17 protein-coding genes are annotated in these 22210 nt (G+C 70.3%); 10 read left to right on the forward strand and 7 right to left on the reverse strand.

Translation table 11 applies throughout. From position 1 onward, the window contains the following. Window positions 1-26: 26 nt before the first annotated feature. The gene (locus IE180_RS04395) at window positions 27-2768 is read right to left on the reverse strand and encodes a transglycosylase domain-containing protein (protein ID WP_190155411.1); all 2742 of its coding nucleotides are present in this window, start codon (window positions 2766-2768) and stop codon (window positions 27-29) included. 371 nt (window positions 2769-3139) lie between these two features. On the opposite strand from IE180_RS04395, the gene IE180_RS04400 reads away from it, so the two are divergent. From IE180_RS04400 to IE180_RS04410, 3 genes are all read left to right on the forward strand, one after another. Next, entirely contained in the window at window positions 3140-3820 is a 681-nt protein-coding gene (locus tag IE180_RS04400) for a PadR family transcriptional regulator (protein WP_190155412.1), read from the forward strand. 48 nt (window positions 3821-3868) lie between these two features. Then, window positions 3869-4951 (forward strand): inositol-3-phosphate synthase, encoded by a 1083-nt coding sequence (locus IE180_RS04405; protein ID WP_190155413.1) that lies wholly within the window; start codon window positions 3869-3871, stop codon window positions 4949-4951. Window positions 4952-5026: 75 nt separating this feature from the next. Beyond that, the gene (locus tag IE180_RS04410) at window positions 5027-6298 is read left to right on the forward strand and encodes an MFS transporter (RefSeq protein WP_190155414.1); all 1272 of its coding nucleotides are present in this window, start codon (window positions 5027-5029) and stop codon (window positions 6296-6298) included. A 75-nt stretch (window positions 6299-6373) separates the two neighbouring features. On the opposite strand, the gene IE180_RS04415 is transcribed toward IE180_RS04410, so the two are convergent. Beyond that, window positions 6374-7840, reverse strand: coding sequence for a CCA tRNA nucleotidyltransferase (locus IE180_RS04415; RefSeq protein ID WP_190155415.1), 1467 nt, complete (start codon window positions 7838-7840; stop codon window positions 6374-6376). A 244-nt stretch (window positions 7841-8084) separates the two neighbouring features. Between IE180_RS04415 and IE180_RS04420 the strand changes: the two genes are divergently transcribed. The 7 genes from IE180_RS04420 to trxA all read left to right on the forward strand — a co-directional run bounded on the left by IE180_RS04420 (window position 8085) and on the right by trxA (window position 17655). Next, window positions 8085-10448, forward strand: coding sequence for a DUF6049 family protein (locus tag IE180_RS04420; RefSeq protein ID WP_190155416.1), 2364 nt, complete (start codon window positions 8085-8087; stop codon window positions 10446-10448). A gap of 45 nt (window positions 10449-10493) precedes the next feature. Continuing rightward, a complete protein-coding gene (murJ, locus tag IE180_RS04425) occupies window positions 10494-12695 on the forward strand; it encodes a murein biosynthesis integral membrane protein MurJ (protein ID WP_190155417.1) in 2202 nt (733 codons plus the stop codon). A gap of 117 nt (window positions 12696-12812) precedes the next feature. Next, entirely contained in the window at window positions 12813-14504 is a 1692-nt protein-coding gene (locus tag IE180_RS04430; RefSeq protein WP_190155418.1) for a protein kinase family protein, read from the forward strand. Window positions 14505-14529: 25 nt separating this feature from the next. Then, window positions 14530-15231, forward strand: a complete 702-nt coding sequence (gene sigM / locus IE180_RS04435) for an RNA polymerase sigma factor SigM (protein WP_190155419.1) — start codon at window positions 14530-14532, stop codon at window positions 15229-15231. Further along, entirely contained in the window at window positions 15228-16166 is a 939-nt protein-coding gene (locus IE180_RS04440; RefSeq protein ID WP_190155420.1) for an RsmA family anti-sigma factor, read from the forward strand. The genes sigM and IE180_RS04440 overlap by 4 nt, the downstream gene beginning before the upstream one ends. A 139-nt stretch (window positions 16167-16305) precedes the next feature. After that, window positions 16306-17271 carry a thioredoxin-disulfide reductase gene (gene trxB / locus IE180_RS04445; protein ID WP_190155421.1) on the forward strand — a complete coding sequence of 322 codons (966 nt, stop codon included), beginning with the start codon at window positions 16306-16308 and terminating at the stop codon, window positions 17269-17271. 45 nt (window positions 17272-17316) lie between these two features. After that, window positions 17317-17655: a thioredoxin gene (trxA, locus tag IE180_RS04450; RefSeq protein WP_190155422.1), complete on the forward strand. Its 339-nt coding sequence runs from the start codon at window positions 17317-17319 to the stop codon at window positions 17653-17655. 69 nt (window positions 17656-17724) lie between these two features. Here the strand turns inward: trxA and IE180_RS04455 are convergent, their stop codons facing one another. The 5 genes from IE180_RS04455 to IE180_RS04475 form a co-directional block, all read right to left on the reverse strand. Then, on the reverse strand, window positions 17725-18342 hold the full coding sequence (locus IE180_RS04455; RefSeq protein WP_116159982.1) for a GNAT family N-acetyltransferase: 618 nt from the start codon (window positions 18340-18342) through the stop codon (window positions 17725-17727). A gap of 162 nt (window positions 18343-18504) precedes the next feature. After that, window positions 18505-19545, reverse strand: coding sequence for a ParB/RepB/Spo0J family partition protein (locus IE180_RS04460; RefSeq protein ID WP_190155423.1), 1041 nt, complete (start codon window positions 19543-19545; stop codon window positions 18505-18507). Beyond that, window positions 19542-20618: a ParA family protein gene (locus tag IE180_RS04465; protein WP_190155424.1), complete on the reverse strand. Its 1077-nt coding sequence runs from the start codon at window positions 20616-20618 to the stop codon at window positions 19542-19544. The genes IE180_RS04460 and IE180_RS04465 overlap by 4 nt, the downstream gene beginning before the upstream one ends. A 236-nt stretch (window positions 20619-20854) precedes the next feature. Further along, the gene (gene rsmG, locus IE180_RS04470) at window positions 20855-21571 is read right to left on the reverse strand and encodes a 16S rRNA (guanine(527)-N(7))-methyltransferase RsmG (protein ID WP_030685782.1); all 717 of its coding nucleotides are present in this window, start codon (window positions 21569-21571) and stop codon (window positions 20855-20857) included. A gap of 118 nt (window positions 21572-21689) precedes the next feature. Beyond that, the gene (locus IE180_RS04475; RefSeq protein ID WP_093875131.1) at window positions 21690-22202 is read right to left on the reverse strand and encodes a Jag family protein; all 513 of its coding nucleotides are present in this window, start codon (window positions 22200-22202) and stop codon (window positions 21690-21692) included. Between the last annotated feature and the right edge of the window lie 8 nt (window positions 22203-22210).

Below are 22210 nucleotides of genomic sequence, written 5' to 3' on the forward strand. Positions count from 1 at the left end.
CCCGGATCCTCGCCGAGGCGGAGGGATCAGGGGACCCAGGTCCCACCGGGTCTGCCGTTGCCGCCGCCGGAGGTGTCCGTCGGCGAGTCGGTCGGCGTCGGTGCCGTGGTGGTGGGTGGCGCCGTGGTGGGCTCGCCGGTGTTGCCGCCCGTGCCTCCCGGGTCGTTGCAGTTCCAGTCGAAGACGTCACAGGTCGTCTTGCCCGGCTTCGGCGTCTTGGTCGGCTTCGTCGGGGCGGTCGTCGTCGGAGTGGCCGGGGGAGTCGTCGTCGGAGTGGCCGTCTCGGTGGGCGTCGGGGTGGCCGTCGGGGACGGCGTCGGGCTCGCGGCACCGCCGCCGAAGACGGGCTTGGCGCCTTCCAGCTTCTCCGGCTTCGGGAAGTCCTCGACGGGCATGTCCTTCACGGCGTCCGTCATGTACTCCCGCCAGATGCGCGAGGGGAACGACGAACCGTGGATCGTCGGCTGGTCACCCGTGCCGTACATCTTCTCGAACTTGCGACCCTGCTTCGTCTCGTCGTCGTCGAAGCGGTACATGTCGATCGCGGTCGCCAGCTGCTTCGTGTAGCCCACGAACCAGGCCGACATGTTGTCGTCGGTCGTACCGGTCTTGCCGGCCACCGCGCGGCCCGGGATCCGGGCCTTGCGGCCGGTGCCCCGGTCGTCGTCCACGACGGACCGCAGCACGTCGGTGACGTTGTTGGCGATGGCCGGGCTGAAGGCCGTCTTGGACTTGGCCTCGTGCTTGTTGATGACGACGCCGCTCCGCTTGACCATCTCGACGGAGTACGGGTCGTTCTGCTCACCCTCGTTGGCGAAGGTGGCGTACGCGCCGGCCATGCGGATGGCGCTCGGGCTGGAGACACCGAGGGAGAAGGAGGGGAACTCGCCCTTGACGAGGGATTCCTCGCGGAGGCCGGCCCTCATGGCCGCGTCACGGACCTTGTCGATGCCCACGTCCATGCCGAGCTGCACGTACGGCGAGTTGGCGGACTTGATCATGGCGTAGCGCAGCGAGATGGGGCCGTAGCTGGCGTCCTCGTCGTTGCTCTGCTTCCACTCGTCCCCGTTGTCGTCCCGCCAGATCTCGCCGTTGTACTTGCGGATCGTCAGGTCGTCCTTGCCGTTGTAGAGGCTCTTGTCCGGATCGACGATGGTGCGCTCGGAGGCGTCCTGGTCCGGCCCGCCGTCCTTGTCCCGGACGCCGTCCTTCATCGCTGCGGCGAGCACGAAGGGCTTGAACGTCGACCCGACCTGCGCACCGGTGGCGTCGGCGTTGCTCCGGAAGTGCTTGGTGGCGTCGACGCCTCCGTAGAGGGCGACGATCTTCCCGGTCGCCGTGTCGACCGAAGCACCGCCGAACTGGACGTGCGTGTCCGTCTTCGGGCGCTTCTTCGGGTCGATGTTCTCCTTGATGACGTTCTTGATCGTGGCTTCCATCTTGTCCACCTTCTCCTTCTCGAAGGTGGTGTAGATCTCGTAGCCGCCGCGCTGCAACTGCTCCTCGGTGATCCCGAACTGGTTCTTCATGTTCTGGTCGGCGGTGGAGACCAGGTAGCCGATCTGGCCGCCCAGATTGGCGCTCTTCCGGGGCGGCTGGACCTTGGGGAAGGTGGTGTACTTCGCCCGCTCCGCGGCCGAGATGTGCCCGTCCTTCTCCATCTCGTCGAGGATCCACTTCCACCGCTTGGTGGCTCGCGCGGTGTTCGCCTCGCGCGTGGCCTGGGGATCGATCTCGGGGTAACCGGCGGGGTCGTAGTACGTCGCGCCCTTCAGCACCGCGGCGAGCAGCGCCGACTCGCTGGCGTTGAGCTTCCCGACGTCCTTGTTGAAGTAGGCGCGGGACGCGGCCTGGATGCCGTACGCGCCACGCCCGTAGTACGAGGTGTTCAGGTAGCCGGCCATGACGACGTCCTTGTCGACCTCGTTGCCGACCTTCATGGAGATGAAGAGTTCCTTCACCTTCCTCGTGAGGGTCTGCGACTGGTCGTCCAGACGGTTGTTCTTCACGTACTGCTGGGTGATGGTCGAGCCGCCCTGGGTCTCACCGCCCTTGGCCATGTTCCACACGGCGCGGGCGATGCCCATGGGGTCGACACCGGAGTCGTCCCAGAAGGTCTTGTTCTCCGCCGAGATCACCGCGTTCTGCATGGACTTCGGGATGTCCGCGAACTGGACGATCTGGCGGTTGGTGCCACTGCCCGTCGCGACCATGCGGGTCTTGTCGGCCCAGTAGTAGATGTTGTTCTGCGAGGTCGCGGTGTCGGCCTCGTTGGGGATCTCCACCTGCGAGTACGCGATCGTCGCGGCGCCCATCAGGCTCGCCACGAAGAACAGGAACGTGCCCGTCACGAGCTTCCACGACGGCATCCAGCGACGCCAGCCGTACTTGTCGTGGCGAGGGTAGTCGATGATCCGCTTCTTGCCCGGCGGGCGACCGCCACCGGCGCCGCCGCGCCCCGGACCGCCGCCGCGACCGCCACCGCCGCCACCGCGCCGTCCCCCACCGGGACCACCGGGACCGGAATCGGCGCCCCTGCGACGGCTGCCGCGCTGGGCGGCCCGGCGGGCCTCCGCGCGCCCGCCGTAGGGACGCTGCTCCTCTCCGTAGGAGGAGGGAGGTCCGTACGAGGCCGAAGGGGCCCCCGTACCGACGTCATGGGCCGGGGCCGACCTGCGGCCCACCGGCTGCTGGGCAGCGCGCCGTGCCGCCGCGCGACCGCCCGTCGGCGGCTGCTGCGGCGGCATTTTGCGACGATGCTCGCTCATCGAACGACTACTCCTCGGGCAGGCGCGTACGCCTGGAAGCGGCAGTTGAGTTCCGGTCCCCCCGAAATGCGCACGCGGGAACCCCATCGGAGGTCCCCCCGTACCGCAGCCGGTCACCCGCAGCACTGACGCCCCACGGCATCGCTCGGTTCCCGGTGATCTGCATGCCGCACAGACTACGCACGGCCAAAACCCTCCTAGAGCCGGAGTTCACCCCAAATCGGGCAAGGCGATTGCCATGAATTGACGATGTGACGCCGGTCACGGCGGTCCCGCTTGTCGAGACAGGGAGGCCGTTCTATCGTGCTGATGTATCGAGTCGATACATCAGCACGGCATAAGGGTCTCGAAGGCGGAGGAGGAGGCGACGGATGAGCAGGCGCTCCGGCATCCTCGAGTTCGCCGTTCTCGGCCTCCTGCGCGAGGCCCCCATGCACGGGTACGAGCTGCGGAAGCGCCTCAACACCTCGCTGGGCGTCTTCCGGGCCTTCAGCTACGGGACGCTGTACCCCTGCCTCAAGACGCTGGTCGCCAACGGCTGGTTGATCGAGGAACCGGGCAGCGCCCCCGAGGAGGCCCTCGCCGCGTCGCTGGCGGGACGCCGGGCCAAGATCGTCTACCGGTTGACCCCGGCAGGTAAGGAGCACTTCGAGGAGCTCCTCTCCCACACCGGCCCCGACGCCTGGGAGGACGAGCACTTCGCGGCGCGCTTCGCCTTCTTCGGACAGACCGAGCGCGAGGTGCGGATGCGCGTGCTCGAGGGCCGCCGCAGCCGGCTGGAAGAGCGCCTGGAGAAGATGCGCGCCTCCCTGGCCCGGACCCGCGAGCGTCTGGACGACTACACGCTTGAGCTGCAGCGCCACGGCATGGAGTCCGTGGAGCGCGAAGTGCGCTGGCTGAACGAGCTCATCGAGAGCGAGCGGGCGGGGCGGGATCAGCGATCCGGCCCCGACGCCCCCTCTCGGCACGACAACGATTCTGGAGAGACGGGCGGCCTGCCCCGGCACGGGGGCAGTACCCGGCCGGATCCGTCCGACGACACCGCCAAGTGAAACCCTGCGCACAGCAGGGCTTCCACGATCACACAGGGAGCAACCGGAATGGGTTCGGTTCGCGTAGCCATCGTCGGCGTGGGCAACTGCGCCGCCTCGCTGGTTCAGGGCGTCGAGTACTACAAGGACGCCGACCCGGCGGCCAAGGTGCCCGGCCTGATGCACGTCCAGTTCGGCGACTACCACGTCGGTGACGTCGAGTTCGTCGCCGCCTTCGACGTCGACGCGAAGAAGGTCGGCCTCGACCTCTCCGACGCCATCGGCGCCAGCGAGAACAACACCATCAAGATCTGCGACGTCCCGAACAAGGGCGTCACGGTCCAGCGCGGTCACACGCTCGACGGTCTCGGCAAGTACTACCGCCAGACCATCGAGGAGTCCGCCGAGGAGCCGGTCGACATCGTCCAGATCCTCAAGGACCGCCAGGTCGACGTCCTCGTCTGCTACCTGCCCGTCGGTTCCGAGGACGCGGCGAAGTTCTACGCCCAGTGCGCCATCGACGCCAAGGTCGCCTTCGTCAACGCCCTCCCGGTCTTCATCGCCGGCACCAAGGAGTGGGCCGACAAGTTCACCGAGGCGGGCGTCCCGATCGTCGGCGACGACATCAAGTCGCAGGTCGGCGCGACCATCACGCACCGCGTGATGGCGAAGCTGTTCGAGGACCGCGGTGTCCGTCTCGAGCGCACCATGCAGCTCAACGTCGGCGGCAACATGGACTTCAAGAACATGCTCGAGCGCGAGCGCCTCGAGTCCAAGAAGATCTCGAAGACGCAGGCCGTCACCTCGCAGATCCCGGACCGCGAGCTGGGCGAGAAGAACGTCCACATCGGCCCCTCGGACTACGTGGCCTGGCTGGACGACCGCAAGTGGGCGTACGTCCGCCTCGAGGGCCGCGCGTTCGGCGACGTCCCGCTGAACCTGGAGTACAAGCTCGAGGTGTGGGACTCCCCGAACTCGGCGGGTGTCATCATCGACGCCCTCCGCGCCGCGAAGATCGCCAAGGACCGCGGCATCGGCGGCCCGATCCTCTCCGCCTCCTCGTACTTCATGAAGTCCCCGCCGGTCCAGTACTTCGACGACGAGGCCCTGGCCAACGTCGAGAAGTTCATCAAGGGTGAGGTCGAGCGCTAAAGCGCCGCATTCTTGTCGATCGAGGGTCCCCGAGGCACTGCCCGGGGGCCCTCGTCGTATGTGAGTCTTGCTGCCATGTCCGTCGTACGTGATCTGCGCGTACTCCTGCGCCTGCGGGACTTCCGCCGCCTGCTCGCCGTCCGGCTGCTCTCCCAGTGCGCCGACGGCACCTACCAGGTGGCCCTGGCCACGTACGTCGTCTTCTCCCCCGAGAAACAGACCTCGCCCGGCGCGATCGCCTCCGCCATGGCGGTGCTCCTGCTCCCGTACTCGCTCGTCGGGCCCTTCGCCGGAGTGCTCCTCGACCGCTGGCAGCGCCGCCAGGTCTTCCTGTACGGCAACCTCCTGCGCGCCCTGCTGGCCTCCGGGACCGCCCTGCTCGTCCTCGCCTCCGTGCCGGACTGGCTCTTCTACGCCTCCGCCCTGGCCGTCACCGCCGTCAACCGGTTCGTCCTGGCAGGGCTTTCGGCCTCCCTCCCCCGTGTCGTCGACGAAGAGCGGCTCGTGATGGCGAACTCGCTCTCGCCCACCGCGGGCACCCTCGCCGCGACCGTCGGCGGCGGCCTCGCGTTCGGTGTCCGGCTCCTCGCCGACGGCTCCGACGCGGTCGTCGTGGCCTTCGGCGCCGTCCTCTATCTCTGTTCCGCCCTCGCCTCCCTGCGGATGTCCCGGGAACTCCTCGGCCCGGATGCCGACCTCAGCCCGCAGTCCCTCACCTCGGCCCTGAGGTCGACGGCCCATGGCCTGGTCGCCGGGCTGCGGCACCTCGCCGAACGGCGCCCCGCCGCCCGGGCGCTCATCGCGGTGGCCCTCATGCGCTTCTGTTACGGCGCCCTGCTCGTCACCGTCCTCATGCTCTGCCGCTACGCCTGGGGCTCCACGAACTCCGACGGCCTCGCCCTCCTCGGGCTCGCCGTCGCCGCTTCCGGCGCCGGCTTCTTCGCGGCCGCCGTCCTCTCGCCCTGGGCGGTCGGGCGCTTCGGGCCCTTCGGCTGGATGACCGTGTGCACGGCTACGGCCGCCGTCCTCGTGCCGGCGCTCGGGCTGTCCTTCACCCCGGCTCCCTTCCTCGTCGCCGCCTTCGCCCTCGGACTCATCACCCAGGGGGGCAAGATCGCGACGGACACGGTGGTCCAGACGGCCGTGGACGACCCCTATCGAGGCCGGGTCTTCGCCCTCTACGACGTGCTGTTCAACGTCGCCTTCGTGGGCGCGGCGGGGGTCGCGGCGTTGATGCTGCCGCCCGACGGCCGGTCGCCCCTGCTGGTCGTGCTGGTGGCCGTGATCTACGCCGCGATCGCCGTGGCCTTGCGCCGGGAAAGCCGGAAGGGGTGGTGTTTCACGTGAAACACCACCCCTCCGGAGCGTCGGGCGGGTCCGTGTTTCACGTGAAACACGGACCCGCCCGGCAGCGGGCCCTGCTCAGTCCCGCGCCGCCCACCATTCCTTGAGCGCGTAGACGGCCTGGTCGTGCTCCATCGGCCCGTTCTCGAGCCGGAGTTCCAGAAGGAACTTGTACGCCTGGCCGATGGCCGGCCCCGGTCCGATGCCCAGGATCTCCTGGATCTGGTTGCCGTCGAGGTCGGGCCGGATCGCGTCCAGCTCCTCCTGCTCCTGGAGTTGGGCGATGCGCTCCTCAAGGCCGTCGTAGGCACGGGAGAGCGCGCTCGCCTTGCGCTTGTTCCGCGTGGTGCAGTCCGAGCGGGTCAGCTTGTGCAGCCGCGAGAGCAGCGGCCCTGCGTCACGGACGTAGCGCCGCACGGCCGAGTCGGTCCACTCGCCGGTGCCGTAGCCGTGGAAGCGGAGGTGCAGCTCCACGAGACGAGAGACGTCCTTGATCATCTCGTTGGAGTACTTGAGCGCGGTCATGCGCTTCTTGGTCATCTTCGCGCCGACCACCTCGTGGTGGTGGAAGGAGACCCGGCCGTCCTTCTCAAAGCGGCGCGTGCGCGGCTTGCCGATGTCATGGAGCAGGGCGGCGAGGCGCAGCACCAGGTCGGGACCGTCCTCCTCCAGGTCGATCGCCTGGTCGAGCACGGTCAGGGAGTGTTCGTAGACGTCCTTGTGCCGGTGGTGCTCATCGCTCTCCAGACGCAGCGACGGCAGCTCGGGCAGCACGTGCTCGGCGAGGCCCGTGTCCACGAGGAGCCCGAGGCCCTTCCGGGGGTGTGCCGAGAGCAGCAGCTTGTTGAGTTCCTCACGGACGCGCTCGGCGGAGACGATCTCGATCCGGCCCGACATCTCCTTCATGGCCGCCACGACCTCGGGGGCGACCTCGAAGTCCAGCTGCGCGGCGAACCGGGCGGCCCGCATCATGCGCAGGGGGTCGTCGGAGAAGGACTCCTCCGGCGTACCCGGCGTGCGCAGGACCCGGCCGGACAGGTCCTCGAGACCGCCGTACGGGTCGATGAACTCCTTCTCGGGGAGGGCCACGGCCATGGCGTTGACGGTGAAGTCACGCCGGACGAGGTCCTCGTCGATGGAGTCGCCGTAGGAGACCTCGGGCTTCCGGGAGGTCCGGTCGTACGCCTCCGAGCGGTACGTGGTGACCTCGACCTGGAAGCGCTGGACGGCGTCTCCGACGCGCGCGTCCTTCTGGCAGCCGACGGTCCCGAAGGCGATGCCGACCTCCCACACCGCATCGGCCCACGGGCGGACGATCTTCAGTACGTCCTCGGGGCGGGCGTCGGTGGTGAAGTCCAGGTCGTTGCCGAGCCGGCCGAGCAGGGCGTCCCGCACCGAGCCGCCGACCAGCGCGAGGCTGAACCCGGCCTCCTGGAAACGGCGGGCGAGGTCGTCGGCGACAGGGGACACACGCAGCAGTTCACTGACCGCGCGGCGTTGCACCTGGCTCAGTGCAGTCGGGGTGTCTTCGTTGGCGTTCGGCACAACAGAAAAGGGTACGTGCCCCGGCTCACCGCGATGTCCCCGTTTTTCCGCCGGGCGGGGGCGCCCGGGGCCGGCCCTCCGCCGGGCGGGGGCGCCCGGCGGTGTCGGCGGCGACCGGTCGAAGATCGCCTGGAGCACTCCCCGGCACTTGCCCCCGGCGTGCCTCGTTACCATGCCTGGACACAGCGACCGGGAACCACCGACAGCGCTGGCACCACAGACAACGACGAGGACGGGCGAACGCGTGGCCGAGGCGGCAGACATCCAGGGAACCGGTCCCTCACCTGCCCGCCGATGGCTGCGGCGCACGATCACCGTCGCCTTCGGGGCGCCGCTCCTCGCGGGCCTGCTCCAGGCCCCGGTCGTCGCCGCCCCGGCGGCCGGAGCCGAGGACGGCACCGGATCCAGGACCGTCGATGTGTCGCTCGACACGCTGGCCCCGAGCGCCCCCGTCGCGGGCGACACCGTCACCGTCACCGGCACGGTGACCAACCGGGGCAAGAAGGCCGTCACCGACGCGACCGTGAACCTGCGCGTCGGCCCGAGGATGACGAGCCGCAGCGAGATCGAGCAGGTCACGGGGCGCACCGGTTTCCGGAGCGACAGCGACCCCGCTCCCCTCGAGGACGCCCCCGCCGTCAAGATTCCCGAGCTGGGGGCCGGCCTCAGCACCGACTTCTCGCTGTCCGTCCCCGTCTCCGAGCTCGGGCTCGACGAGGAGGGCGTCTACCAGCTGGGCGTCTCCCTCACCGGGCAGACCACGGACCGGCGGTACGACCGGGTGCTCGGCATCGAGCGGACCTTCCTGCCGTACCAGCCGGAGGCCACCGAGAAGAAGACCCAGGTCGCCTACCTCTGGCCGCTGATCGCCTCGGCGCACGTCTCGGCGCAGACGGCCACGGACGACCAGCAGACCCCGGTCTTCGAGGACGACACCCTGGCGGCCGAGCTGAGTCCGGGCGGGCGCCTGGACCAGCTGGTCTCGCTGGGCAAGACCCTGCCGGTCACCTGGGTGGTCGACCCGGACCTGCTGGCCTCCGTCGACGCCATGGCGAACGGCTACCGCGTCAAGGAGGGCGACCTGGACGTCCCCGGCAAGTACCAGGCCGTCGCCGAGCGGTGGCTGGACGCGCTGGAGAAGGCGGTCCAGGGGCACAAGGTCGTCGCCCTGCCCTTCGCGGACCCCGACCTGGCCTCGCTGGCCCACCGGGGCAAGGACGTCCCCGGCTCCCTCGGCCACCTCCAGTCGGCGACCGCCCTGGCGGGCATGACGGTCGAGACCGTCCTCCACGTGCCGGCGTCCACCGACTTCGCCTGGCCCGCCGACGGAGCCGTGGACCCCTCCATCACGGCGGTCGCGACCTCGGCCGGCGCCGACAAGGTGATCGCCCGGAGCGACAGCGTCCGCGACGACCTCCCCTACACGGCCACGGCCGCCCGCCCCCTCGGCAACGGCAGCACCACGGCCGTGGTGAGCGACGCGCTCCTGTCCACCGCCTTCGAGGGGGACATGGTCCGCGCGGAGAGCTCCACGCTCGCGGTCCAGGAGTTCCTCGCCCAGTCCCTGGCGATCACCCTGGAGCAGCCGGAGGACCAGCGCAGCATCGTGGTCGCCCCGCAGCGGACGCCGACCGCCGCCCAGGCGCAGGCCATGGCGGCCGCTCTGGAGGGACTCTCCGGCCGGCGCTGGTCCCAGCCGACCGACCTCCTCGCGGCGGCCGCGGCCAAGCCCGACCCGGACGCCTCCACCACGGTGCCGAGCGGCTCCCGCTACCCGAAGGCGCTGCGCGACCGTGAGCTTCCGGTCCAGGCCTTCCGGGACATGAAGACCACCCGGGACGAGCTGAACGACTTCAAGGTCGTCCTGACCCAGCCGGAACGCGTCGTGACGCCGTTCGGCAACGCGATCAACCGCGAGATGTCGACCTCCTGGCGCGGTGAGGCCCGGGCGGCCGCGATCTACCGGAACAACGTCCTGGACTACCTGCAGACCCTCACCGAGGGCGTCCAGCTCGTCGACAAGTCGGACCTCACGCTCTCCGGCCGCAGCGCGACGATCCCCGTGACCGTCCAGAACAAGCTGCTCCAGGGCGTGGGCAACCTGGTGCTGCGCCTCACCTCCGCCAACAAGAACCGGCTGGAGGTGGACGGCGACAGGTACGCCGAGCTCCCGGTGAAGGTCGGCGGCGGACACAGCCAGTCGGTGAAGTTCCCCGCCTCGGCGAACGTCAACGGCCAGGTGACGATGACGGCCCAGCTCTACACCGAGGACGGCACGCCGTACGGGCAGCCGATGGACTTCACCGTGAAGGTCTCCGAGATCACTCCCACGGTGATGCTCGTGATCGCCGGCGGTGTCCTCCTCCTCGTTCTCGCCGGTGTGCGCATGTACAGCCAGCGCAAGCGGGTGGCCGCCCGGAACGCCGAGGCCGAGGCGGCCGAGGACGCCGCGACCACCGGGGACGACACCGCTTCGGAGCCCGGCCGGGACGGGTCCGGCGACGAGGAGTCCCCCGGGGACGAACCCGTGCAGCCGAGTGACCCGACACCGGACACCGGACCCGAAAGCGGCGACCCGTCGGGCACGGGTGAGAAAGTGGACCGTTGAGCGATGTCGTGGCCGGTCGGCCGGGGACGATGAGGTGGGGTAACCATGAACGCGCCGTACGACGGTGACCGCGGCCAGGGCCCGGGCGGCCCGGCGCCGTCCGGTGGGACGCCCGCGGTGCCTCCCGGCGCCGGCCACCCGCCGGTGTCCTCCCCCCAGGGACAGGACCCCTACGCCCAGAACCCGTACGCCCAGGACCCCTACGTCCAGGACGCCTACGCCCACGACCCGTACCGGGCCCAGGACATGTCCGAGCAGGACCCGGTGACCGAGGCGCTCTACGACCGCGCCGCGCACCCGCCGCCCCCGCCCGGCACCTACCAGGACCCGCACGCGCTCTACCAGCAGCCCGCCGCGCCGCAGCACGCCCCCGACCCCCGGGTGTGGGCGCAGACCCCGGCGCCCGAGCCGGACGGCCCCTCGCGCCACCTGCCGTACGGCGACGACGCGCGCACGGTCCAGTTCACCGGGGTCGACGACCTGGTGACCCGGGCCGGTGAGGAGGAGTCCGAGCCGGACGCGTTCGCACACCTCTACCGGGACCAGCAGGCATCGGGACAGGTGCCCACGCCCGCCCCGGAGCCGGACCCGCTGCCCGCGCCCGCCCCCAAGAAGTCCGGCCGTGCCTCCGGACTGCTGAAGTCGAGCGCGGTGATGGCGGCCGGCACCCTGGTCTCCCGGCTGACCGGTTTCGTCCGCAGCCTGGTGATCACCGGCGCGCTCGGTGCGGCCCTGCTCGGCGACACCTTCACCATCGCCTACACCCTGCCGACGATGATCTACATCCTCACCGTCGGCGGTGGCCTCAACTCGGTCTTCGTCCCCCAGCTCGTCCGCTCGATGAAGAACGACGAGGACGGCGGCGAGGCCTACGCCAACCGTCTGCTCACCCTGGTCATGGTGGCGCTCGGCCTCATCGTGGCCCTGGCCGTCTTCGCGGCGCCGCTGCTGATCCGGCTGATGTCGAACACCATCGCCGACGACGCCGCGGCCAACAGCGTGGCCGTGACCTTCGCCCGCTACTGCCTGCCCACGATCTTCTTCATGGGCGTGCACGTGGTGATGGGGCAGATCCTCAACGCCCGCGGCAAGTTCGGCGCGATGATGTGGACGCCGGTCCTCAACAACATCGTCATGATCGTCACCTTCGGCCTGTTCATCTGGGTCTACGGCACCTCCGCCGAGTCCCACATGGGCGTGCAGACCATCCCGGACGAGGGCATCCGCCTGCTCGGCGTCGGCACCCTGCTCGGCCTCGTCGTCCAGGCCCTGGCGATGATCCCGTACCTGCGCGAGACGGGCTTCCGTTTCCGCCCCCGCTTCGACTGGAAGGGCCACGGGCTCGGCAAGACGGTCAAGCTGGCCAAGTGGACCGTCCTCTTCGTCCTCGCCAACCAGGCGGGCGTCCTGGTCGTCACCCAGCTCGCCACCGCCGCCGGCGAGGAGTCCGGGAAGAACGGTGCGGGCTTCCTCGCCTACTCCAACGCCCAGCTGATCTGGGGCATGCCGCAGGCCATCATCACGGTCTCCGTCATGGCCGCGCTGCTGCCGCGGATCTCCCGCGCCGCCCACGACGACGACCCCGGCGCCGTCCGGGACGACATCTCGCAGGGCCTGCGGAACTCGGCCGTCGCGATCGTCCCGGTCTCCTTCGCCTTCCTGGCGCTCGGCGTCCCGATGTGCACCCTGCTCTACGCCTCCAGCGGCATCGAGGCCGCCCAGGGCATGGGCTTCATCCTGATGGCCTTCGGCCTCGGCCTGATCCCCTACTCCGTCCAGTACGTCGTGCTCCGCGGCTTCTACGCCTACGAGGACACCCGGACGCCCTTCTACAACACGGTGATCGTCGCCGCCGTCAACGCGGCCGCCTCGGCGATCTGCTACGTCGTCCTGCCCGCCCAGTGGGCGGTCGTCGGCATGGCCGCCTCGTACGGGCTCGCCTACGCCGTCGGCGTCGGCATCGCCTGGCGCCGGCTCAGCAAGCGCCTGGGCGGCGACCTGGACGGCACCCACGTGATGCGGACCTACGCGCGGCTCTGCATGGCCTCCGTGCCCGCCGCGATCGTCGCCGGCGCCGTCGGTTTCGGTCTGCTGAAGCTGCTCGGCGAGGGCGCCCTGGGCTCGCTCGCCGCCCTCGTGATCGGCGGCGCGGTGCTCCTCGGCGTCTTCTTCGTCGCGGCGAAGCGCATGCGGATCGCGGAGCTCAACAGCCTGATCGGCATGGTCCGCGGACGTCTGGGACGCTGAACCACCGGCCCCGCACAACCATCGACGGGAACCGCGTGTCGTGCATAGCGTCCGACTGTGGGCACAATTGGCTTGGCTGTTGGATGTGGCGCAACGGATGGGGAGGCAGGAACGACGGTGGCGGAACGTAGCACGGCTGCCGTCGACGTGGCCGACAACAGCGGTGACGACCCGCTGACCGCCAAGGCGGACACGGCCGCGACCGACGGGGTGGCGGAAGACCAGAAGACGGCGGAGAAGACCGCCGAGGCCACGGAGAGCAAGGCGGTCGAACGACAGAGCGGCGAACAGCCCCCCATCACGGCACCCGAGTTGCACAGCGGCCACAAGCTCGCCAGACGCTACCGGCTGGAGGAGTGCGTCACCCGTCTGGACGGGTTCAGCAGCTGGCGCGCCGTCGACGAGAAGCTGCGCCGCGCGGTCGGGGTCCACCTGCTGCCGGCCGACCACCCCAGGGCCCGCTCGGTCCTGGCCGCGGCCCGCTCCTCGGCCCTCCTCGGCGACCCCCGGTTCGTCCAGGTCCTCGACGCCGTCGAGGAGAACGACCTCGTGTACGTCGTGCACGAGTGGCTTCCCGACTCCACCGAGCTGACCGCGCTGCTCGCGGCCGGCCCCCTGGAGCCCCACGACGCGTACCAGCTCGTCAGCCAGGTCTCCCAGGCCATGGCCGCCGCCCACCGCGAGGGCCTCGCCCACCTCCGGCTCACGCCGAGCGCCGTGCTGCGCAGCTCCACCGGCCAGTACCGGATCCGCGGCCTGGCCGTGAACGCGGCCCTGCGCGGCATCACCGCCGAACGTCCGCAGCGCACGGACACCGAGGCCATCGGTGCCCTGCTGTACGCCGCGCTCACCCAGCGCTGGCCGTACGAGAACGACGCCCACGGCCTCTCCGGCCTCCCCAAGGACGTCGGGCTGCTCCCGCCCGACCAGGTGCGCGCGGGCGTCCACCGCGGTCTCGCGGAGATCGCCATGCGCGCCCTGGCGAACGACGGGGCCACCGCCTCGCGTCAGGAGCCGCCCTGCACCACCCCGGACGAGCTGGCCAGGGCCGTCGCGGCGATGCCGCGCGTCAAGCCGCCGGAGCCGGAGTTCACCGCCCCGCCCGAGTACCAGCACACGACGTACCAGCAGGGCACCTACGGACGCCCCCAGCCGCGCCCCCAGGCCACCCAGCCGGTCGTCGTCCCGCCGGCCCCGCTGGAGAGCCGTACGGGCAGGGCGCTGAAGTGGGCCGTCTCGGCGCTGCTGATCGCCGCGCTCGGCCTCGGCAGCTGGCAGATCGCGGACCGGCTGCTCGCGCCGGAGTCCAAGGACGAGACGCCGATAGTGCACCCGTCGGCCGACGACAAGCCCGCGCCGTCGAAGCCGATCGCCATTTCGTCGGCCCAGGACTTCGACCCGCCCCCCGGGGGCAACGGCTCGGAGTACCCGGAGTCCGTGGCCAGTGCCTTCGACGGTGATCCGAGCACCTTCTGGCACACCAAGAACTACACCACCGCGAACTTCGGCAATCTGAAGAGCGGCGTCGGGATCGTCCTGGACCTGGGCTCGGCCCAGAAGGTCGGCTCGGTCGACCTGTCGTTCGTCGGGCGCACCTCGGTGGAGATCCGCACGGCGCCCGCCGATGCCTCCTCCGCACCGTCCACGGCAGAAGGATTCACCACCCAGGCGTCCAAAACGGACAGCGACATGAAGCTGAAGCTCATCAAGCCGGTCACGACCCGCTACGTTCTGGTCTGGCTGACGCAGCTGCCCCTCACCGACGGCGAGTTCCGCGGCCAGCTGACCGAAGTCAAGGTCATGAGCTGACGACCACAGGGGAGGGGGCTCACCGTTGGACCGTCCGATAGACGCCGTGGACGACCAGGAACTCCTGGCGCGTCATGTCGCCGGAGATCCCGACGCCTTCGGTGAGCTCGTGCGGCGCCACCGCGATCGGCTGTGGGCAGTGGCGCTGCGCACCCTGGGGGACCGCGAGGAGGCCGCCGATGCCGTCCAGGACGCCCTGATCTCCGCCTTCCGGGCCGCCCACACCTTCCGTGGCCAGTCCGCCGTCACGACCTGGCTCCACCGCATCACGGTGAACGCCTGTCTCGACCGTGCCCGCAAGGCCGCCTCTCGCAAGACTTCGTCCGTCGACGACACCGACCGGTTCGAACAGCTCCTCGAACCCCACGAGTCCGCCGAGGCCCCGGCCGAGCGCCAGGACCTCCACCGGGAGCTGCTGGCCGCGCTCGCCACGCTCCCTCCGGACCAACGGGCCGCCCTCGTCCTGGTCGACATGCAGGGATACCCCGTCGCCGAGGCGGCCCGTATCCTCGGCGTCCCCACCGGGACCGTGAAGAGCCGCTGCGCCCGCGGACGGGCCCGCCTCCTTCCGATGGTCACTCATCTGCGCGCCGACACCGTGGGTAACGAGGCCACCGAAGGGGGAAGGAACCGGACGCCGGGGACATCCGTCCCACCGGTGCCGGGGCCGACGGACACCGGACCGACAGATCCAGCTGCTGTGAAGGGCGGAGGTGGGCGCACGTGACTTCCACGGCCGACAGGGCCGACACCACACAGCACCCGGACGTCTCGGAGATCTCCGACCTGACCGAGGGGCTGCTCTCGCCGACCCGTTCGGCGGCCGTGCGGCGGCATGTGGACGGCTGCCCCCTCTGCGCCGACGTACGGTCCTCCCTGGAGGAGATCCGGGGCCTGCTCGGCACCCTGCCGGGGCCGCCCCGCATGCCCGCCGAGATCGCCGGACGGATCGACGCCGCCCTGGCCGCCGAGGCCCTCCTCAACGCCACCTCCCCGGAACACGACACCCCTGTTTCACGTGAAACATCGCGCTCCTCGGCCGAGACCACTCCTCCCGCACCACCCTCCCCGGTCACGGACCGCCCCGCCGGACGTCCCCGGGCCGGCACCGGGCCCGGTCGCCCTGGAAAGCCCCGCCGACGCCGGATCGCGCTGCTCTCCACGATCGGCGCCGCCTTCGGAGCCGTGGTCCTCGGAACGAGCCTGTACCTCAGCCAGGCGGGCAACCTGACCGCCGGTGATCAAAGCACCGGCGCCCAGAAGGCCGACGCACTCGCGAGCGAAGCAGCCAGTCCCTTCTCCGGCGCGCCCGTCGAGGACCGCGTCCACACCCTGCTCGCCGGGAACCGCGCACCCAAGACCCCCCAGGGGGTCGGACCCGAATCCCTGTCCGCCGCGTCCGGCGGCGACACGCCCCAGCGCAGCAGGGACACCGCCGTCCCCGCCTGTGTCCTGGCGGGAACCGGCCGCAGCGACGGTGTACTCGGCTACGAGCGGGGCGAGTACAGGGGCACGCCCGCCTACCTGCTCGTCCTGACGGATCCGGCGGACAGCACACGGGTCCAGGCCTACGTGCTCGACGCCTCCTGCGCCCAGCGGCCCACGGAGAGCGGAAGCCCGGCCGCCGACCTCCTCCTCAGCAGGACGTACCCCCGCTCCTGACCTCTCTCCACGCCCGGCCACGAGGCCGCGCGGCGGTCTCGGGAATGCACGCCCCTTAGGATCCGTTGGGTGGGGTGAGAGCGACCGAGACAACCGCCCCCGTAGGCAGTGGCAGTCTGCAGAGACGAGGAAGAAATCCGTGAGCGACGTCCGTAATGTGATCATCATCGGCTCCGGTCCCGCGGGTTACACCGCTGCGCTCTACACGGCCCGAGCGTCGCTGAACCCTCTGGTCTTCGAGGGCGCCGTCACCGCCGGTGGAGCCCTCATGAACACCACCGAGGTCGAGAACTTCCCCGGTTTCCGTGACGGGATCATGGGCCCGGACCTGATGGACAACATGCGGGCCCAGGCCGAGCGCTTCGGTGCCGAGCTGGTTCCGGACGACGTCGTCGCCGTGGACCTGACGGGTGACATCAAGACCGTCACCGACACCGCCGGCACCGTGCACCGCGCGAAGGCCGTGATCGTCACCACCGGTTCCCAGCACCGCAAGCTCGGCCTCCCCAACGAGGACGCGCTCTCCGGCCGCGGTGTCTCCTGGTGCGCCACCTGCGACGGGTTCTTCTTCAAGGACCAGGACATCGCCGTCGTCGGCGGTGGCGACACCGCGATCGAGGAGGCCACCTTCCTCTCGCGCTTCGCCAAGTCCGTCACGATCGTCCACCGCCGGGACACCCTGCGTGCCTCCAAGGCCATGCAGGAGCGCGCCTTCGCCGACCCGAAGATCTCGTTCGCCTGGGACAGCGAAGTCACCGAGATCCACGGCGAGCAGAAGCTCAGCGGTCTGACCCTGCGCGACACGAAGACCGGCGAGACCCGCGCGCTCCCCGTCACCGGTCTCTTCATCGCCGTCGGCCACGACCCGCGGACCGAGCTCTTCAAGGGCCAGCTGGAGCTGGACGAGGAGGGCTACCTCAAGGTCGCCGCCCCGTCGACGCGCACGAACCTCACGGGTGTCTTCGGCGCCGGTGACGTCGTCGACCACACCTACCGTCAGGCCATCACGGCCGCCGGCACCGGTTGCTCCGCCGCACTCGACGCCGAGCGCTTCCTGGCCGCCCTCGCCGACAGCGAGAAGCTGGCCGAGACCCCCGCGGTCTGACCCCGTCTCTCCCCACCTCACACCCCGCGAAATAAGGAGGCCGCCGTGGCCGGCGCCCTGAAGAACGTGACCGACGCAGACTTCGAAGAGGTCGTCCTCAAGAGCGACAAGCCCGTCCTGGTGGACTTCTGGGCTGCCTGGTGCGGCCCGTGCCGTCAGATCGCCCCGTCGCTGGAGGCCATCGCCCAGGAGCAGGACGACGTCGAGATCGTGAAGCTCAACATCGACGAGAACCCGGGCACGGCTGCCAAGTACGGCGTCATGTCGATCCCGACGCTCAACGTCTACCAGGGCGGCGAGGTCGTGAAGACCATCGTCGGCGCCAAGCCGAAGGCCGCCATCCTGCGCGACCTGGACCCCTTCATCGGTGCCCCCAAGGCCTGATGCCTCCCACGTGTTTCACGTGAAACGGCCCGCCCCCGACCGGGGGCGGGCCTTTCTCGTCCCGTGAGGTCAGAGCGGTCGTAGCGCCGGCTCCTTCTGTACGGCGCCGAGCAGACGGTCCAGGGCCATCTCGACGTCCTCCTTCCAGGAGAGCGTCGTCCTGAGCTCCAGCCTCAGCCGGGGGAAGGCGTGGTGCGGACGGACGGTCTTGAAGCCCACCGCGAGGAGGTGCTCGGCCGGGAGCACACAGGCAGGCTCCTTCCACCGGGCGTCTCCGAACGCCTCGATCGCCTTGAAGCCCCGCCTCATCACGTCCTTGGCCACCGTCTGCACCATCACCCGCCCCAGGCCCTGCCCCTGGTAACCCGGCATGATCCATGCCGTCATCAGCTGGACGGCGTCCGCCGCCACGGGGCTCGTCGGGAAGGCCGTCGAGCGCGGCACATAGGCCGGGGGAGCGTAGAGGACGTAACCGACCGGCACCTCGTCGACGTAGACCACCCGGCCGCAGGAGCCCCATTCCAGGAGAACGCCCGAGATCCAGGCCTCCTTCTCCAGCTCCGGGCGCCCCGCCTTCACCGCCGCCTCACCACTGACCGGGTCGAGCTCCCAGAAGACACAGGAGCGACACCGCTTGGGGAGATCCGGAAGGTTGTCCAGGGTGAGCGGTACGAGCCGACGCCCCACGGCTGCTCCTCGTTTCCCTCGCCATCGAGCACGGATACGCCTCTCGGAATCGTATCGATCGGGCGATCGGGGCGATACCGCTCACAGGCAAAGGGCGGGCCGCGTTCCGGTGAAGTCCGGAGCGCGGCCCGCCCTGAGCGGTCCCGGCGAGCGGGGAGGGGATCAGCCCTCGGCGTCCTGTTCGGCGTGGGTGCGGCCCAGGACCCGTCCCTCGCCGGGAGCGAGGGTGGAGAGGATCCGCTCCAGATCGTCCATCGAGGCGAACTCGACGACGATCTTGCCCTTCTTCTGCCCCAGGTCGACCTTCACGCGGGTCTCGAAGCGGTCCGAGAGCCGGGTGGCGAGATCCGTCAGCGCGGGTGAGACCCGGGCGCCGGCCCGCGGCCCCCTCGGCTTGGCCGCGGACGCGGGCTCCTCGGAGCCCATGAGGCTCACGATCTCCTCGACGCTGCGCACCGAGAGGCCTTCGGAGACGATCCGGTACGCCAGCTTGTCCTGGGCCTCCGGGTCCTCGACGCCGAGCAGGGCCCGTGCGTGTCCGGCGGAGAGCACTCCGGCGGCGACCCGTCGCTGCACCGGCAGGGAGAGCCGCAGCAGACGCAGCGTGTTGGAGATCTGCGGGCGGGACCGCCCGATCCGCTCCGCGAGCTGGTCATGGGTGCAGCCGAAGTCCTTGAGGAGCTGCTCGTAGGCGTGGGCCTCCTCGATCGCGTTCAGCTGGGCCCGGTGAAGGTTCTCCAGAAGCGCGTCCAGAAGCATCTTCTCGTCGTCGGTGTCCCGGACGATCGCCGGGATCCGCTCGAGGCCCGCCGTCGTCGAAGCCCGCAGACGACGCTCGCCCATGACGAGCTCGTAGCGGTCGGCCTCGATCTTGCGCACGACCACGGGCTGGAGGAGGCCGACCTCCTTGATGGAGGTGACGAGCTCCGCCAGCGCGTCCTCGTCGAAGACCTCACGCGGCTGGTGCCGGTTGGGAACGATCGCACTGATCGGAAGCTCGGTGAAGTAGGCCCCGGCCGGGGGCTCCGGCGGAGCGACCGGCTCGGGTTCGTTCCACGTCGGGTCCGACTCCGGGGGCTGCGGGCTCCGCGGCAGCGTCGTCAGCTTCGCGGCGGCCACCCCGCGCTCGACCTGTCGTTCCTGGGGAGCAGCGGGGATCAGGGCACCGAGCCCACGCCCCAATCCCCTACGTCGCTCACTCACTGGATCCCCTCCGACATGCTGCGCTGGTTGCTCTGGTGCCCCACGTGGGCGTGCTGCGGGTCGTAGTGCACGGCGGCCCCCCGCAGGGCGATCTCACGGGCCGCTTCGAGGTACGACAGGGCGCCGCTGGAGCCCGGGTCGTAGGTGAGGACCGTCTGCCCGTAGCTCGGTGCCTCCGAGATGCGGACGGACCTCGGAATGCTGGTCCGCAGCACCTCCTCGGCGAAGTGGCTGCGCACCTCTTCGGCGACCTGCGAGGCGAGCCGCGTCCTGCCGTCGTACATGGTGAGCAGGATCGTCGAGACGTGGAGCGCCGGGTTGAGGTGCCCTCGTACCAGGTCGACGTTCCGCAGGAGCTGTCCGAGGCCCTCCAGCGCGTAGTACTCGCACTGGATCGGGATCAGTACCTCCGCGCCCGCCACCATGGCGTTGACCGTGAGGAGACCGAGCGAGGGCGGGCAGTCGATCAGGATGTAGTCCAGCGGCTGCTCGTAGGCCTGGATCGCCCGCTGCAGACGGCTCTCACGCGCCACCAGGGACACCAGCTCGATCTCCGCGCCGGCGAGGTCGATGGTGGCCGGGGCGCAGAAGAGGCCCTCGACGTCCATGACCGGCTGCACCACGTCGGAGAGCGGCTTGCTGTCCACCAGGACGTCGTAGATCGAGGGGACCTCGGCGTGATGGTCGATGCCGAGGGCCGTCGAGGCGTTGCCCTGGGGGTCCAGGTCGATGACCAGGACGCGGGCACCGTGCAGCGCCAGGGAGGCGGCAAGGTTGACCGTCGTGGTCGTCTTGCCCACGCCGCCCTTCTGATTGGCGACCACCATCACACGCGTCTCGGCCGGGCGGGGAAGCCCCTCACCGGCACGGCCCAGCGCCTCTACCGCCAGCTGGGCAGCACGACCGATGGGGGTGTCGTCCATCGGGGGCGGCGTTTCACGTGAAACATCCTCCCCCGCCGATTCGGTTCGGGGACCGGGGACCGGATCGGTCATCGGTCCCGCGATGTTGGCGTCGGACCGCAAGGATTCACTCTCCTCGGCTTCAGGCTCGCGATGAGGAGAGCCTGCCATGCTTTCGGGGTCACGAACCAGCGAGGTCGGTGGTTCTGTGGGTGAATCCACCTCTGTGGACATCTCCGTAACCCTCACGGGTGGCTTTACGCGGGGTCGACGGTCCCGGGGCGTGGCAGCCGCGCGACCGCGGCTGATGATCCCCTGCAGCAGTGAGCGATGTTTCACGTGAAACACCATGCCGCCGCCGCCCGGTCGGGACCGTTCGACACTCCGAAATGGTACGTATGGGACGCTCAGCGGCGCCGACGGGTCTTGCTGGTCCGGGCCGCCTTCGCCCGCTTGGCCGCGAACCGCACACCGCCGGGGCTCTCGCCGACCTCCACCCGCACGACCGTGGACAGGGGATCGACGATGCCCTCGCCCACCTGAAGCACCGAGGTCTCCACCACACCGAGCCGGGAGAGCGCGGCGCGAGCGCCGTCGATCTCCTCCTGCGCGGTGTCGCCCTTGAGCGCCAGCATCTCTCCGTACGGACGCAGCAGGGGAACACCCCAGCCGGCCAGCCGGTCCAGCGGGGCCACCGCGCGGGCGGTCACCACGTGAACGGGCGTGATCTTGCCGAGCATCTCCTCCGCACGTCCCCGCACCACGGTCACATGGTCGAGGCCGAGCAGCTCGACGACCTCCTGGAGGAAGTTCGTCCTGCGCAGGAGGGGCTCCAGGAGCGTGATCTTCAGGTCGGGCCGGACCAGGGCCAGGGGGATGCCGGGCAGACCGGCGCCCGAGCCCACGTCGCAGACGGTGACGCCCTCGGGGACGACCTCCGAGAGGACGGCGCAGTTCAGCAGGTGGCGCTCCCAGAGACGCGGGACCTCGCGCGGGCCGATCAGGCCGCGCTTCACACCCGCGTCCGCGAGCAGCTCCGCGTACCGCACGGCCTCCGGGAAGTACTCGCCGAAGACTGTCCGCGCCTGCTCCGGCGCCTCGGGGAGCTCCGCTGCCTCCGTCACGGGAACCGTCCTTCCGTACCGCACGTCTGGCGTGCGAGCGCACTGTGGTGGCTGACTATCAAGGCTGACAAAGATCGGCCCCGCCTGTGAACAGACGGGGCCGACACTACGTGAGGGGTCAGGCCGGGAGCACGACGACGAAGCGCTGCGGCTCCTCGCCCTCGGACTCGCTGCGCAGACCGGCGGCGGCGATCGCGTCGTGCACGACCTTGCGCTCGAAGGGCGTCATCGGGTCCAGCTTGACCGGCTGGCCGGTGGACTTCACCTCGGCCGCCGCCTTGGCACCCAGCTCTGCGAGCTCGGAGCGCTTCTTGGCCCGGAAGCCGGCGATGTCGAGCATCAGTCGGCTGCGGTCGCCGGTCTCGCGGTGCACCGCGAGGCGCGTCAGCTCCTGGAGCGCCTCCAGGACCTCACCGTCACGGCCCACGAGCTTCTGCAGGTCGCGGCTGCTGGAGTCGCTGATGATCGAGACCGCGGCCCGGTCCGCCTCGACGTCCATGTCGATGTCGCCGTCGAGGTCGGCGATGTCGAGCAGGCCCTCGAGGTAGTCAGCCGCGATCTCGCCCTCCTGCTCCAGGCGGGTCAGGGTGTCGCCACCCTCGGCGGCGGCGGAGGTGGTGCCTTCCGTCACGGATGGAC

The organism is Streptomyces litmocidini (assembly GCF_014649755.1).
Classification (GTDB): domain Bacteria; phylum Actinomycetota; class Actinomycetes; order Streptomycetales; family Streptomycetaceae; genus Streptomyces; species Streptomyces litmocidini.

What these genes read in the sequence shown, in the direction of transcription:
- IE180_RS04395 (WP_190155411.1), bottom strand. Translation starts at nt 2,768, where the DNA reads ATGAGCGAGCATCGTCGCAAAATGCCGCCGCAGCAGCCGCCGACGGGC.
- IE180_RS04400 (WP_190155412.1), top strand. Translation starts at nt 3,140, where the DNA reads ATGAGCAGGCGCTCCGGCATCCTCGAGTTCGCCGTTCTCGGCCTCCTG.
- murJ (WP_190155417.1), top strand. Translation starts at nt 10,494, where the DNA reads ATGAACGCGCCGTACGACGGTGACCGCGGCCAGGGCCCGGGCGGCCCG.
- IE180_RS04405 (WP_190155413.1), top strand. Translation starts at nt 3,869, where the DNA reads ATGGGTTCGGTTCGCGTAGCCATCGTCGGCGTGGGCAACTGCGCCGCC.
- IE180_RS04410 (WP_190155414.1), top strand. Translation starts at nt 5,027, where the DNA reads ATGTCCGTCGTACGTGATCTGCGCGTACTCCTGCGCCTGCGGGACTTC.
- IE180_RS04465 (WP_190155424.1), bottom strand. Translation starts at nt 20,618, where the DNA reads ATGGCAGGCTCTCCTCATCGCGAGCCTGAAGCCGAGGAGAGTGAATCC.